Source organism: Candidatus Hydrogenedentota bacterium (assembly GCA_012523015.1).
Classification (GTDB): Bacteria; Hydrogenedentota; Hydrogenedentia; order Hydrogenedentales; family CAITNO01; genus JAAYBJ01.
In genome coordinates this window covers 31,026-43,835 of the sequence record JAAYJI010000236.1, presented here as the reverse complement: position 1 = coordinate 43,835, position 12,810 = coordinate 31,026, and the positions used below count along the sequence as shown (strand labels likewise).

Annotated in this window: 13 protein-coding genes; 11 read left to right on the top strand and 2 right to left on the bottom strand. The window is 50.9% G+C overall.

Going from position 1 to position 12,810, the window contains the following annotated elements:
- The 9 genes from GX117_10245 to GX117_10205 all read left to right on the top strand — a co-directional run.
- A partial coding sequence (locus GX117_10245; GenBank protein ID NLO33717.1) for a macrolide ABC transporter ATP-binding protein occupies positions 1-106 on the top strand: 106 nt, incomplete at its 5' end.
- Positions 106-1,311: an FtsX-like permease family protein gene (locus GX117_10240; protein NLO33716.1), complete on the top strand. Its 1,206-nt coding sequence runs from the start codon at positions 106-108 to the stop codon at positions 1,309-1,311. The genes GX117_10245 and GX117_10240, both read left to right, overlap by 1 nt.
- A gap of 88 nt (positions 1,312-1,399) precedes the next feature.
- The gene (locus tag GX117_10235) at positions 1,400-2,902 is read left to right on the top strand and encodes an efflux transporter outer membrane subunit (protein NLO33715.1); all 1,503 of its coding nucleotides are present in this window, start codon (positions 1,400-1,402) and stop codon (positions 2,900-2,902) included.
- Positions 2,903-3,227: 325 nt separating this feature from the next.
- Positions 3,228-3,923, top strand: coding sequence for a hypothetical protein (locus GX117_10230; protein ID NLO33714.1), 696 nt, complete (start codon positions 3,228-3,230; stop codon positions 3,921-3,923).
- Positions 3,924-4,138: 215 nt separating this feature from the next.
- Positions 4,139-5,833 (top strand): hypothetical protein, encoded by a 1,695-nt coding sequence (locus GX117_10225; GenBank protein ID NLO33713.1) that lies wholly within the window; start codon positions 4,139-4,141, stop codon positions 5,831-5,833.
- A complete protein-coding gene (locus GX117_10220) occupies positions 5,826-7,193 on the top strand; it encodes a sigma-54-dependent Fis family transcriptional regulator (GenBank protein NLO33712.1) in 1,368 nt (455 codons plus the stop codon). Before GX117_10225 ends, GX117_10220 begins: the two co-directional genes overlap by 8 nt.
- A 160-nt stretch (positions 7,194-7,353) precedes the next feature.
- On the top strand, positions 7,354-7,806 hold the full coding sequence (locus GX117_10215) for a hypothetical protein (GenBank protein NLO33711.1): 453 nt from the start codon (positions 7,354-7,356) through the stop codon (positions 7,804-7,806).
- A gap of 260 nt (positions 7,807-8,066) precedes the next feature.
- Complete coding sequence (locus tag GX117_10210; protein ID NLO33710.1) at positions 8,067-8,858, top strand: hypothetical protein; 792 nt, start codon at positions 8,067-8,069, stop codon at positions 8,856-8,858.
- The gene (locus GX117_10205) at positions 8,851-9,147 is read left to right on the top strand and encodes a transcriptional regulator (GenBank protein ID NLO33709.1); all 297 of its coding nucleotides are present in this window, start codon (positions 8,851-8,853) and stop codon (positions 9,145-9,147) included. Before GX117_10210 ends, GX117_10205 begins: the two co-directional genes overlap by 8 nt.
- Positions 9,148-9,150: 3 nt before the next feature.
- Here the strand turns inward: GX117_10205 and GX117_10200 are convergent, their stop codons facing one another.
- Positions 9,151-9,588: a PaaI family thioesterase gene (locus tag GX117_10200; protein ID NLO33708.1), complete on the bottom strand. Its 438-nt coding sequence runs from the start codon at positions 9,586-9,588 to the stop codon at positions 9,151-9,153.
- 123 nt (positions 9,589-9,711) lie between these two features.
- On the bottom strand, positions 9,712-10,503 hold the full coding sequence (locus GX117_10195; protein ID NLO33707.1) for an inositol monophosphatase: 792 nt from the start codon (positions 10,501-10,503) through the stop codon (positions 9,712-9,714).
- Between the two features lie 327 nt (positions 10,504-10,830).
- Here GX117_10195 and GX117_10190 point away from each other — a divergent pair, with 327 nt between their 5' ends.
- Positions 10,831-12,165 (top strand): phenylacetate--CoA ligase, encoded by a 1,335-nt coding sequence (locus GX117_10190; GenBank protein ID NLO33706.1) that lies wholly within the window; start codon positions 10,831-10,833, stop codon positions 12,163-12,165.
- 99 nt (positions 12,166-12,264) lie between these two features.
- Positions 12,265-12,702, top strand: coding sequence for an ACT domain-containing protein (locus GX117_10185; GenBank protein NLO33705.1), 438 nt, complete (start codon positions 12,265-12,267; stop codon positions 12,700-12,702).
- Positions 12,703-12,810 lie beyond the last annotated feature (108 nt).

The following is a 12,810-nucleotide window of genomic DNA, read 5'->3' as shown; positions in this document are numbered from 1 at the left end:
AGTCATGGTCACCCACGAGGCCGACATGGCAGCCTATGCCGGGCGCACCATTCATTTTAAGGACGGTCTAATTGAACAAGACCATAACCACAAGGAACAGGTCTGATGATCTCCAATGCATTCATACTTGCCTTGCGTGAACTCTACCGCAACAAGATGCGTTCATTCCTGACCATGCTGGGTATTATCATCGGCGTAGGCGCTGTAATCAGCTTGGTCACCCTTGGCGGCGGCGCAACTCGGCAGGTGACCGACCAGATTTCCAGTCTCGGCAGCAACCTGATGATGGTCATGCCCGGACGACGCATGGGACCCGGACAAGGCGGTGGTGGCGCGCCCTTTAAACTGGCCGATGCAGAAGCCATTGAACGCGAAATACCGTCTATAAGGGCAGTGGCTCCCACATCCGCCAGCGCGATAACCGCTATCTACGGCAATGAAAACTGGTCTACTACGGTCACGGGTACAACGGAACGCTATTTTGACGTCAGCAATCTTAAAATAGAGGATGGGCGAAGCTTCACCGAGCCGGAAATCCGATCGGGGGCGGCGGTCTGCATTATCGGCGCAACGGTGTGGGAAAACCTCTTCGGACACCAAAATCCCATTGGAAGCAAGATCAGGCTGAATAAACTTTCCTGTGAAATCATCGGGCTGCTCGAGAGCAAAGGACAATCCTCCATGGGCAGCGATCAGGATGATACCGTGATCATTCCTCTGAGAACGTATCAACGCCGCATCTCAGGAACCATGGATGTGAATGTGATTCGACTGTCTGTAAAGGATGGCATATCTACCGACAAAATGAATACTGAAATCGGCTACCTCATGCGTGAACGGCGCCATTTGTCCGATGTGGAAGAAGACGATTTCAGTGTTATGGACATGAAGGAAATATCGACCATGCTCACCGGTACCACCAAAGTGCTCACCGGCTTGTTGGGAGCCGTGGCGGCAGTGAGTCTGTTGGTCGGCGGTATCGGTATCATGAATATCATGATGGTATCTGTTACGGAACGAACCCGAGAGATCGGGACCCGCCTCGCCATCGGCGCGCTCGAACGTGAAGTGCTGCTCCAGTTTCTCGTTGAAGCGATTGTCTTGTCTTCCGTTGGAGGTCTTATCGGTATCGCCTTAGCAGTCATGACCGCTCTCGCCGCGTCCAACCTGCTCCAAGTTCCTTTTATCCTCAATGTGCCGATCATCTTGGAATCCTTTCTATTTTCCGGAGTCATCGGCATCGTTTTCGGATTCTTTCCCGCCAGAAAAGCGGCCATGCTTAATCCTATCGAGGCCTTACGCCATGAATAATCACCCTCTACTATTCCGGATAATTGGTGCGTATTCTGATCGTGGCACAGCACGTTTTTCTTATCTGAAGACACTTCTTCTGCTGCTCATGACCTCTTGTATTGTTTCTTGCAAGACCGGCCCTGACTATGAACGCCCGTCATTAGATCTGCCCCAAGATTACAAACGCGCCACAGAAATTGAATCAGAGCAGCCCGGGTTGAACCTTGACTGGTGGCGTCTTTTTCAGGATCCCGATTTAAACCTTCTGTGCGAGGAAGCACAGGAAACAAATTATGATCTTCAGGCCGCCATCGCACGACTGACCCAAGCACGCGCATCGGCAGCATCCGTTAAAAGCGGCTTTTATCCTGTCATCTCCATGAGTCCCACAGCAAGCCGTTCAGGCTCCTCCGCACAGACCGTTACAACCCAATCCGGCGGACTTGAAGAAGTCTCGTCTACCCTCGGACAAGTATCAACCATGCTGGGAGCAGTCACCGCCATTGCCCAAGGGGAAAGACCCAATGTGGGAAGTCTTCGGACTGACACGGGCGCAAAAATATCTTCCTCCACCACGAGCAACCGTTTTCAAGTTCCTTTTGATCTTTCCTATGAGATCGATTTTTGGGGACGTGTCCGCCGTTCCTATGAGTCCGCAGGCGCTCAAGTGCAGGCGTCCGTATATGAACTTGAGCTTATGCGACAAACCCTCTTGGCTGATGTTGCCCGTAACTATTTTAACCTGCGCGCACTGGATGCGCAACTGGAGATCTTGAACCGAAACCTGGAACTGTATCAAGAACAGGCAACGCTGACCAGAAAACAATATGAGGTCGGTCTCGTCAATGAAACCAACGCTCTGCAGGCGGAAATTCAACTGGAAGCGACCTATGCCCAAGCCTCCGATCTGCGCAGACAGCGCGCAGATCTAGAACATGCTATCGCCATTTTGCTTGGAAAGGCGCCCGTAGAATTCGCTCTGGAAGCCCATCCTCGGAACACAGCCCCTCCTGTGCTGCCCGCAGGATTGCCTGCAGATCTGCTCAGTCGCCGTCCCGATATTGCGGCAGCCGAACAAAATCTTGTGGCTGCCTGCGCAGAAATCGGCATGGCACAGGCGGACTTTTTGCCGAGTATTAAACTCATGGGCAGTGCCGGGGTACAAAGCGCTAAACTCGAAGATCTCCTGGATTGGAGGAGCAAAAATTGGTCTTTCGGGCCTAGTATCTCCCTGCCCATTTTTCAGGGCGGAAAACTCAAGGCAAATTTACAAAAAGCCCAAGCAAGATATGAGGAACTCTTGGCCGTCTATCACAATAGTATACTCAGCGCTTTCAAGGACGTAGAGGATTCGCTTAATGATATTCACGGGCGAAGTGAAGAAGCGGAAGCCAGAGAAAAAGCCGTTGCCTCAGCACGGGAATACTTGCGCCTCGTCCAAATACAATACGATACAGGGATTATCGACTACCTGAACGTTATCAACGCAGAACAGACCTTGCTGAATAATGAACTGTCGGAGGTACAAGCAGTTAAAGAACGCCTCGTCTCCACTGTTTTACTCATCAAGGCACTTGGCGGCGGTTGGGATTCTGGATCCCACGATTAAATTGTCGGCACGCCAGCCCCAACTTTTATTTGAATCCAAGGAATGACAAGCCGGAAAGAAGAGTTATCTTTACTGTAGACGCGGTTGTAGACGCACTGTTTCTTTCATCTTAATCTTGTTGCGCAAATCCGACCCGCGCCGCCTTTCTTCCCGGGTAATTTTTGCGCAAGCGGTGGTTGTCGAGTCCTCTCAAACATCCATACTTCTGAAAGGCGCTTTTAAGTCTTGATAAAAAAAGACTTGGAACAATAATTGCTATAGTGTAAGGGAAATTGCAACGGCGATTTCTTGAAAATAATCTCAACCCTTTAGAAAGGAGATCATCATGAAAGTGAATGTAATGGTGACCGGATGTTTTATGCTGACCGCCGCCTTACTGGCTACAGGCAGCCTGTGGGCACAGCCCGATTCGAGCGAAGCGCCGCCACCACCGGCACAAGACAGATTCGAAGGTGGAACCCGACCGATGAGACTTGACCCCGCTGATTTTGATGCGGACAAGGACGGCTTTGTTAGTGCTCAAGAATACGTGGACGGCAACGACAAGCTCATGAAAGGTCGTTTTCAACAACTGGACAGCAATGATGACGGCAACCTGAGCCGAGAAGAATTTGAGAGGCCCTTCAACCAAGGGAATCGCCCGCGCGGCAGGGCAATGGGCCGCGGTGACGGTGCCAATCCGCCGCCCCCACCGCCCGATAGGGAAGCACAAGGGCAACGTCTCTCTGATCGTGAACCGAGAAGATCCTATACTCCCGGTCGTCGCTCTTTCCCGACCTTCGAAGAATATGACACGAACAAAGATGATCTAATCAGCGAAGAAGAATTTTTGAAGGTCCACCAACAAGCCAGCCGCGAACGTTTCAAAGAATTGGATACCGAGGACGCCGGTAAGCTAAGCATTGAACAATTAAGAGCTGCCCGAGCTTCTATGGGCGGGCCACGCGGACCCCGAGGCTCCCGAGGCGGCCCCGACCAACGACGCGGTGAATCAGGTCAACGACGCAGCGAATCCGACTAAGCAAATCCCAAGTCTTCGTGCATCTCTTTGACTTCCGTCTTCATTGCTGCGGCATGTCCCCCCCAGTTGATGTGTCGCAGCTTCCTCGTCTATCAGAACCGCGGCTATTTCTCATCGGCAAGAGAAATAGAGGCTGATTGATGAATTTTTCCGAGAATACACTATAATGAGTGAGAGGGGAGGCGGGATACCTGCGTACAGGATTACTGCAAACCATGCGTAAAAAACTGATATATCTTTTCCTGGCGGCAATATGGATGTCCGTAGCGGGCTGGCAGATATATGAACATCGACGCGTACAAGAACTGGCGGGAAGGAATTTGGCTGATCGCGCCCATGATTTTTCAGCAGCACTGAGTGTGGTCATTCGATCTCAGGGCAGAATGCTCTTCATCCCCAGACCCCGGATTGAAGCGGCTCTGAACGAACTGGTGAATTCAACAGAACTGGAATCCGTGGTCTTACTTAACGCGTCGGGAGATACGGTGGCTTCCGCCGGAAAACCGCTGCCCGTAGCTCTGGGCGTCCTACTCGAAAAGCATGAATACCGAACACTGCAGTCCGCTTCCTTCGCCAATCTCATCGCATTAGGGCCGGGAACAGAGTGGCCCGGCGGCAGGGCGGCAGTGTTGCCGATGGAGCGGTCTGGCGGTCATCCCGGGGATCGGAAGCGTGGGTTGAACCGCGATTTTCCGGGCGAAGGTCTTTCACCTCCACCGGGACACTGGGTACTCAGCCTTGATGACCCTCACCTCGACAGCGTTATCAGTGAAGCTAGCCGAAATCTTCTTCTTGAAATGATGACCCAAGAGCCGCTAGATGCTGCACAAACAGAGAAAATACTGGCTCTCTTTAATGAAGGCGCGGTCAGTGAAAAGACCAAGGAAGAGCTTCGACGTATCCTGCCCGGCCAACCTATGAATCCTAAAACACTGACCGATCTGCTTATGATCGTGCTGGGACCGCCACAGGGACCGCCGCCAGAACAGCCACCGTGGATGAACAAACCGGACTATGAACGCTTGATCAAAGAACATGGTATACACTGGTTCTTGGTCACCCTTCCCACCAGCGGTCTACGTGCAGTTCTGGCAAAAGATTTTCAACTTCGCGCAATTGTGATGGGCGGCGCATTGCTCGCGTGTCTGGCGCTCGCCTTGGCGTGGCGTGCATCCAGACACTCCGCCGACCTCGAGATTCAACTTATCCATGAACGGGAAGCGGCCACACGCCTCCGAGACATGAATGTGACGGCGGCCGGATTGGTACATGAAACTAAAAATCCTTTGAACTTAATCAGAGGCATGGCGCAAATGATCGGCGGCAACACAGACACTCCCCGGGACATCCGAGCGACTGCCTCTAAAATAACAGAGGAAACCGACCGCGTTACAGGCCGGCTTAACCAGTTCCTAAACTATGCGCGGCCGATACGCCCCCAACTCCGATCCATGGCTTTGACGGGGCTCGTTCAATCCGTTTTTGGTGTTCTCGCTTTTGACTGCGAAGAGAATAACGTTACGCTGAAGGCAACGGGGCCGCAACTATGCGTAGAGGCCGATGAAGGTATGCTGCGCCAAACACTGTTCAATCTGCTCCTGAACGCCGTGCAAGCCGTTCCCAATGGCGGGCGCGTGGAGGTGGCGCAAGGAATGATGCCCAATAAAACCGTGTGGCTGGAAGTACGCGACGACGGACCCGGAATTGACAAAGAACACCGCGAGGAAGTGTTTCGGCCTTACTACACCACCTCTGAAAAAGGAACCGGTCTCGGACTCGCCGTAGTGCGTCAAATCGCCGATGCCCATAACTGGACGGTGGACTGCCGACCCGGCGACCGGGGTACTGTGTTCCGAGTCATGGGTATTTCACTCGCACAAAAGCCACTGTCGGAGGATGATCATGAATAAAGAAGCTGCACGACGGGATATTCTCGTTGTGGATGACGATCCCGGACAGCGCAGCCTGCTCCGTTCCTTTCTCACCGGCCAGGGATTTCCCGTGACAACCGCCTCCTCCGGTTCGGAAGCCCTGCATGTGCTCGAAACCTCCCAACCCGCCATGCTCATCTCTGACGTGCGCATGCCCGCCATGACCGGACTCGAATTGCTCGGCTTCGTGGCGGAGCGCTACCCCGACCTGCCCGTGCTACTCGTCACGGCCTACGCAGACATACGAGATGCCGTCGGTGCTATCCGCAGCGGTGCCGTGGATTACTTGGAGAAACCCATTGACTTAGACCAACTGCTTGAAGCCGTCCGGCATGGCATGGCGCTGTCGGAAAGCGGTCCCGCCCAAGTAAGTTCAGAGGGATACGCGCTCCCCGAAGATATCATCACCCAAAGTGCGGCTATGCAGGAAGTTCTCCGAGAGGTGGCATTGGTCGCACCATCAGACACCCGACTACTCATCACGGGCGAGAGCGGCACAGGCAAAGAGGTCATCGCAGACATCGTTCACCGCTGGAGCGCCCGCGCCAATGGACGTCTTATCAAAGTAAACTGTGCCGCCATACCGGAAGCTTTGCTGGAAAGCGAGCTCTTCGGCCATGAAAAAGGCGCTTTTACCGGTGCCCTCACCCGGCGCATCGGGCACTTCGAAGAAGCCGATGGCGGCACGCTGCTCCTCGATGAAATAGGTGAAATGTCCCCTGCTCTACAGGCAAAGCTCCTACGCGTCACCCAAGACGGTCGCTTTAGCCGCATCGGAACGAATACTGAAATCCAGGTCGATGTTCGAATCATTGCGGCCACCAATCGCGATCTCGAAGCCGAGGTAGAATCAGGCAGATTCCGAGAAGACCTCTTCTATCGGCTAAACGTCATGGAAATCCATCTGCCGCCCTTACGTTTACGTGTTACCGATATCCCGCTCCTAGCACAACGCTTCGCCGCCGAATTCAGCAAAGGCAAGCCCCGCTTCTCGCCCGGCGCTATCGCCGGCATGGAACGCTACCCGTGGCCGGGCAATGTGCGTGAATTACGCAACGCCATCGAACGAGCTGTCCTTCTCGCCCGAGGCGATGTCATCCTCACCGAACATTTGCCCCGGCGCGTGCAACAGGAATCCCTTGAGCCGGAAACGCCCCAGAATGAAACCGGCGCCGACACCGTCATGAGTGCCATGGAACGAGCAACTATACTGCGCGTGCTCAAAGAGCATGCTTATAACCGAAGTGACACCGCTAAAGCCCTCGGCATCAGCCGCCGTACCCTCACCTACCGCCTCAAGGAATATCGCGAACAAGGCTACCCTGTTAATCAAGAGTGAAAAGAGCAATCGTCCTTTTACTCGGCTCCAGAAGCTCATTTTTTGATTGACATAGTACCAATACACGCGTATACTGATATGTAGTTAGCGTGGATGCAAATGCCATGATAGCTAACACTGCACAAAAAGACGGCTGCAACACTTAAAAGAGGAAATAGCTATGTTCAGTCTCTTGAAAGTTGCTGCAATAGCTTTATTCGTATTGAGCCAGTGGTATTTGTCCAAATTTCTCTTAAATACCATAACTGGCGTCCCTGAAACAGAAGAAGATGAAGACGTCCCCATACAGTTTGCAAACCGTGTATACATCAAGTTGCATATAGTGCTCGCCCTAGGTGTTGTATTGCTCGCCATAGTCAAAAGAGACTCGCAACTTTTGGCATACTTCATCGTAGCAGCATTTGCAATCTTCATGCTTTCTTCTCTCATCGCGGTGCTAGGTATGTTGACATGTTTCACGCTTCAGTATTTTTATCCGGACAAAAAGTTTCCTGAAAAGATTGGCAAAGGCAGCATCACTATAGTCTTGCCTTCGCTGAAGTTTTTTTTCCCCGGTTGTGCCGTTGTTTATTTTTCATATATGTTCTATTCATTCCTCGTTCAAATGCTCTAGATCCTTCAGTCTCAGCTAGGGTAAACCAAAGCTCGAGCGCTCTTTTATCAAGCCTCACTTTTTATCCCGTTATCGTGTTTCATGAGCGCGCCACCTCCTAAGATTGCATGGATCTTTAACCCTTGAATCTGTGCCAACACGCTGTTTCTCTTCGATGCCGCCCATGATATAGTACGCTTAAATCCACCCTTTTATAGGGGCTCATTTTCCTTTTACCGCTCGAATATGATAAAAGAGACTGTAGGTTTAGGAGAACAACGATGATCGCAACTGCAAAAAAATCCTATCAACCGGGTGATCCCCGGTTGATCATGCGTTGGGCAAGGAGCTATGCAAAAAGCAGAACTATCTCCTTTCTCGTGCAATGGGTGTTTATTATGGTCATGGTAATCTGTATCGGCATTGCCGCCAGCCTGACCCACACCGCTCACCAGCAGGGGAAAATCGCCACCTTTTACCTATCCGTTATGGCCATGGTATTTGCTGCTGCCGCGCTGGTTTGGTTTTCCATATCCCGTTGGAGCAGCGAGTTAATCTATAACATCACGAACTGGCTGTATGGCCGCGAAGGCTACGCCTCTTATTCCGGAAGCGGGCAAGACGGCCCCATGCCCGTTTGGCTGACCGGGCTCGGCGGCGGACTTTTGGTGTATCACCTTGTAGGAGCCTTATTAATCAGTTTTAATTATGTGAGCATAAGGCACATGCAGCCTTGGTCCGCGGCGTACATGACACCCTACCTCATTCTCATGGTTCTTTATCAACGTTTGGGATTTTGGGCGTGGATCTGGCCCCTCTTATATGGGCTCCATGGTATCGCCCTATTCTTTGGCGCTCCCATTCGCTTTAGCGGAGAATTAGAGCTGCTCAATATAGTCGTTCCCATTTTCGGATACGGCTTGATCGCCATTTTGACCGGTCACCTTTATAGTCGTTATGCGCTCTGGAAATTAAAAACCCTGACCCGCGGCGCTATTCCCCAATATGATGATATGACAACTTCCGATGCGGAAGAAGATCAACCTGAAGATACGGATTCTATTCATGAGTGATTTGGATCGCACCATACATGAACCCGCCCGACTCCGTATCCTTACGTTGCTGTCCGGTTTAGATGAAGCTGACTTTAATTTCCTGCTCAACACGCTGGATCTTACCAAAGGCAATCTCTCATCACACATGGACAAGCTGGAAAAAGCCGGTTACGTGTCGGTAACGAAATCCTTCAACGGCCGTATCCCCCACACCGAGTTCCGTATTACTGCAGGAGGGAGGGAGGCACTCGAAAAATACTGGGAAGGCTTGGACTCTATCCGCGCCATGCACGACACCAAGGAATAAGTGTCACTCGGACGACTCTTCTTGAGAGCGCAGCGCCAACATCTGTTCCAGTGTCTTTTCGGTACGGAAAACTTGTGCTTGGAGGCTGGCGATCAGTGTTCCTGATTCGTTTACCACTTCCATGAGATAGCCCGCCACCCGATTCCCCAGATATTGCTCGCGTGCTGTGGCGGTAAGGGTACCCGAACGTACGCCCTTGAAAAAAGAAATGGACCCGTTGATCGCAGTGGCTGCCCGCCCGTGAGAATTGGAGGCTACGGCAAAACAGAAATCAGCCAAGGCAAATAAAGCGCCGCCATGAACGACGCCCATACCGTTCATGTGCATTTTTTGAATAGGCATAGACACGACGGCATAACCGGGCTTAACCTCTTCGATTTTTATGCCCAGTGTTGCCGCCAACTGATCCCCTTTGAAATATTCCACCAAGGTACTATCCATCGAACAAGTCCTTTCTGTGTGCAGTGGCTGCGGCGCGACAGGGCGCGAAAGACGGTCTTCCTCTTCTCGGCATTTCAAAACGGCACCCGTTAAGACAGGCTTCACAAAATAAAAGCTAATCCACTATAAGGTGATCATATCCAGTGCCGCCTGATGCAATGCCCCGTTGGTCACAAGAACTCCCTTCTTATTATCGAAAACGTGCAAGGGCGAGCCGTCGAGACGTGTTGCCAGTGCTCCCGCCTCTTCGGCGATGAGCTGGGCAGCCGCATAATCCCAAGGGTGAAGAGACATGTGTAAATAGCCATCCACATCCCCCGATGCTACCTGACAAATACCGACAGCGGCGGAGCCCAAACAACGGATCCGCCCGGCTTTCTTTAAAATGGCAGGTCCTTGTTTTAAAAGATTGCGGCGGTCGATCATGCCGTCAAAATCAACTTCAAAACAGGCCTTGTCCATGGATTGCACTTTTGAGACTGCCAAGCGCCGTGCATCACACCACGCCCCTTTTCCGAGAGCAGCATGAAAAATAGCGTTTTTCAAGGGCAATCCCACGCCCGCCGCCGTGGCAACGCCCCCTTCCATGAAGGCGATGCTGATTGCAAAAACAGGATTGAATCCACGAATAAAATTATAGGTGCCGTCAATGGGATCAATCACCCATATCCGCCCTTTGGTACGCTCCGGCGTTTTATCTAAATTATTTTCTTCCGCCACAATCAGGTCATCGGGAAATTTTTCTTGGACAGCGTCGATGAAGCGCTTTTGAATTGTTAAATCCACTTCAGTAAGCAAATTATTGGGGTCATTGGCTTTATCCGTTACGATTACGAGATGTTTTTCCCGATGTTTTTCCACTACATAATTGGAATTAGTGCGAATAAAGTCTTTGATGAAGTTAAGTTCGTACATTCCACCACTCTTTTTTTGGGTCATATCAATTCGAAACGGAGAAAGGAGAAGGCAATTCCCTTCGATACTTTCAAATCACAATGTAAATGAAGTGTATCAATTTGTTGAATTTAATGCAACTTCCCCTTGTAATTACGAGACAAAATTACGTATTTTTAGAAAGGCTCGTCATGGAAAATCCCTATCTCCAAAAAGAAGAAAAACGCCGTTGTTTGCCTCCAAGGCAATCAAGGTATATACTATGAGCAGACATTTGGGTAATGGGGTTTTCGGTTCGAAGGGCCAAAGCCTTTTATAGGTGTTCACAAATCGGCACAAAAGGAGTGTATTATGGGTGAATACTGGCATGATGGAGGTTGTTCCTTTCATCCGGCGAGCGGTCCGGATTATTTACCTTTGGAACAACTGAGACAACTGCAGTTACATCGTTTTCAAGCCGTGGTTAAACGTTCTTACGACCACGTTTCTTTGTTTCGTGAACGTATGCAAAAACGAGGCATGAGTCCCGAAGATTTCCGCAGCCTTGACGATGCGAAAGACTTGCCTTTTACCGTTAAATCGGACTTGCGCGATACCTATCCCTTCGGTTTATTTGCCAGTCCCATGAGCGACATTGTACGCCTCCACGCTTCAAGCGGTACCACGGGAAAACCCATTGTGGTCGCATACACGCAAGAAGACTTACGGGTTTGGTCCAACGTGATGGTACGTTCTTTTGCCGCCTGCGGACTGGACCGAAGCGACGTCATCCAAAATGCCTATGGCTACGGATTGTTCACCGGAGGACTCGGTGCTCATTACGGCGCGGAAGCACTCGGCGCAACGGCCATTCCCATTTCCGGCGGCAATACAGACCGTCAAATCATGCTCATGAAAGATTTCCGTGCCACTGCCATTTGCTGCACGCCCAGTTATTTTTTACGTATTCTTGAACGTGCTCCCGAACTGGGCGTAGATATTCGTGCACTGCCGATTAAAGCCGGCGTATTCGGCGCCGAGCCCTGGACCGAAGAGATGCGCAAACGTATTGAGCCGGAAGCCCATATTAAGGCTTATGATATTTACGGTCTTTCTGAAATCATCGGGCCGGGCGTGGCAAATGAATGTCAAGTTCAAGAAGGGCTGCACATTTTTGAAGACCATTTTTATCCGGAAATCATTGATCCGGAAACGCTGCTGCCTGTTCCCGACGGAACAGAAGGTGAGCTGGTGTTGACTACTTTAAGCAAACAAGCCATGCCTATGATTCGATACCGAACCCGTGACATCACCTCGTTAGAAACTGAATGCTGCCCTTGCGGCAGGACGATCCGCCGAATGCGCCGCATTTCCAGACGGAGTGATGACATGTTTATCATTCGCGGCATTAACGTCTATCCATCCCAAATTGAAACAGCGCTTCTCGCTGTGGAAGGCACTTCTCCCCACTATCAGATCGTGTTGACCAATGACGGGACCATGGACGATGTGGAAGTACATGTGGAGGTTACGCCGGAAGTATTCGGTGATACGATACGCACGATGGAAACGCTTCAAAAACGGCTTGCCGCTTCCATCGAACGCATTATTAATATCAGGGTTAAACTGCGCTTGGTGGAACCGAACTCTATACAACGGAGTGAAGGCAAAGCGAAGCGGGTTTTGGATATGCGGAAATCATAAGCAACCCCTTTCATTGCGTCTAACAAAACGGTACATACCGGTACGGCCGTTTCTTGATACTCTTTGTCTGTACCGGGTAAAAGAAAAGGAATACGTGAGATGAAAATACAGCAATTGTCCATGTTCCTAGAAAATAAACCGGGACACTTGAGTGAGCCATGTCGTTTACTCGCTGAAGCGGGTATTAACATCTTGACCTTGTCGGTGGCGGATACGCAGCAATTCGGAATTCTGCGGCTCATCGTGCGCGATTGGGAAAAAGCCAAGCAGGTATTGGAAAGTGCCGGCGGCGTCGTGAACGTTACAGAAGTGGTTGCCACAGAAGTAGAAGATCGGCCCGGCGGGCTCATAAAAATTCTTGATATTATCGAAAACGCCGGATTGAACATCGAATATATGTATGCCTTCACTTTCCGTTGTGATGACAAGGCGGTCATCGTCTTTCGTTTCGATAACCCTGATCAAGCCATTGCAGCACTTCAGGCTCAAAATATCAATGTTGTTAACGGTGTGGAACTTTATGACCGAAGCCATTAACAGCCTATTCTGAGCTTGTCGATGCGTGTTTATATATCATCTTAAGAATCAATACCGGGTATCGTTCTATCTCAACATATCCTACTTCTCATGAAGGCGATCATCTAC

Bases quoted from the DNA above. Each gene is read 5' to 3' on its own strand.
- GX117_10240 (NLO33716.1), top strand. From the start codon at position 106: ATGATCTCCAATGCATTCATACTTGCCTTGCGTGAACTCTACCGCAAC.
- GX117_10235 (NLO33715.1), top strand. From the start codon at position 1,400: ATGACCTCTTGTATTGTTTCTTGCAAGACCGGCCCTGACTATGAACGC.
- GX117_10230 (NLO33714.1), top strand. From the start codon at position 3,228: ATGAAAGTGAATGTAATGGTGACCGGATGTTTTATGCTGACCGCCGCC.
- GX117_10225 (NLO33713.1), top strand. From the start codon at position 4,139: ATGCGTAAAAAACTGATATATCTTTTCCTGGCGGCAATATGGATGTCC.
- GX117_10220 (NLO33712.1), top strand. From the start codon at position 5,826: ATGAATAAAGAAGCTGCACGACGGGATATTCTCGTTGTGGATGACGAT.
- GX117_10215 (NLO33711.1), top strand. From the start codon at position 7,354: ATGTTCAGTCTCTTGAAAGTTGCTGCAATAGCTTTATTCGTATTGAGC.
- GX117_10210 (NLO33710.1), top strand. From the start codon at position 8,067: ATGATCGCAACTGCAAAAAAATCCTATCAACCGGGTGATCCCCGGTTG.
- GX117_10205 (NLO33709.1), top strand. From the start codon at position 8,851: ATGAGTGATTTGGATCGCACCATACATGAACCCGCCCGACTCCGTATC.
- GX117_10200 (NLO33708.1), bottom strand. From the start codon at position 9,588: ATGGATAGTACCTTGGTGGAATATTTCAAAGGGGATCAGTTGGCGGCA.
- GX117_10195 (NLO33707.1), bottom strand. From the start codon at position 10,503: ATGTACGAACTTAACTTCATCAAAGACTTTATTCGCACTAATTCCAAT.
- GX117_10185 (NLO33705.1), top strand. From the start codon at position 12,265: ATGAAAATACAGCAATTGTCCATGTTCCTAGAAAATAAACCGGGACAC.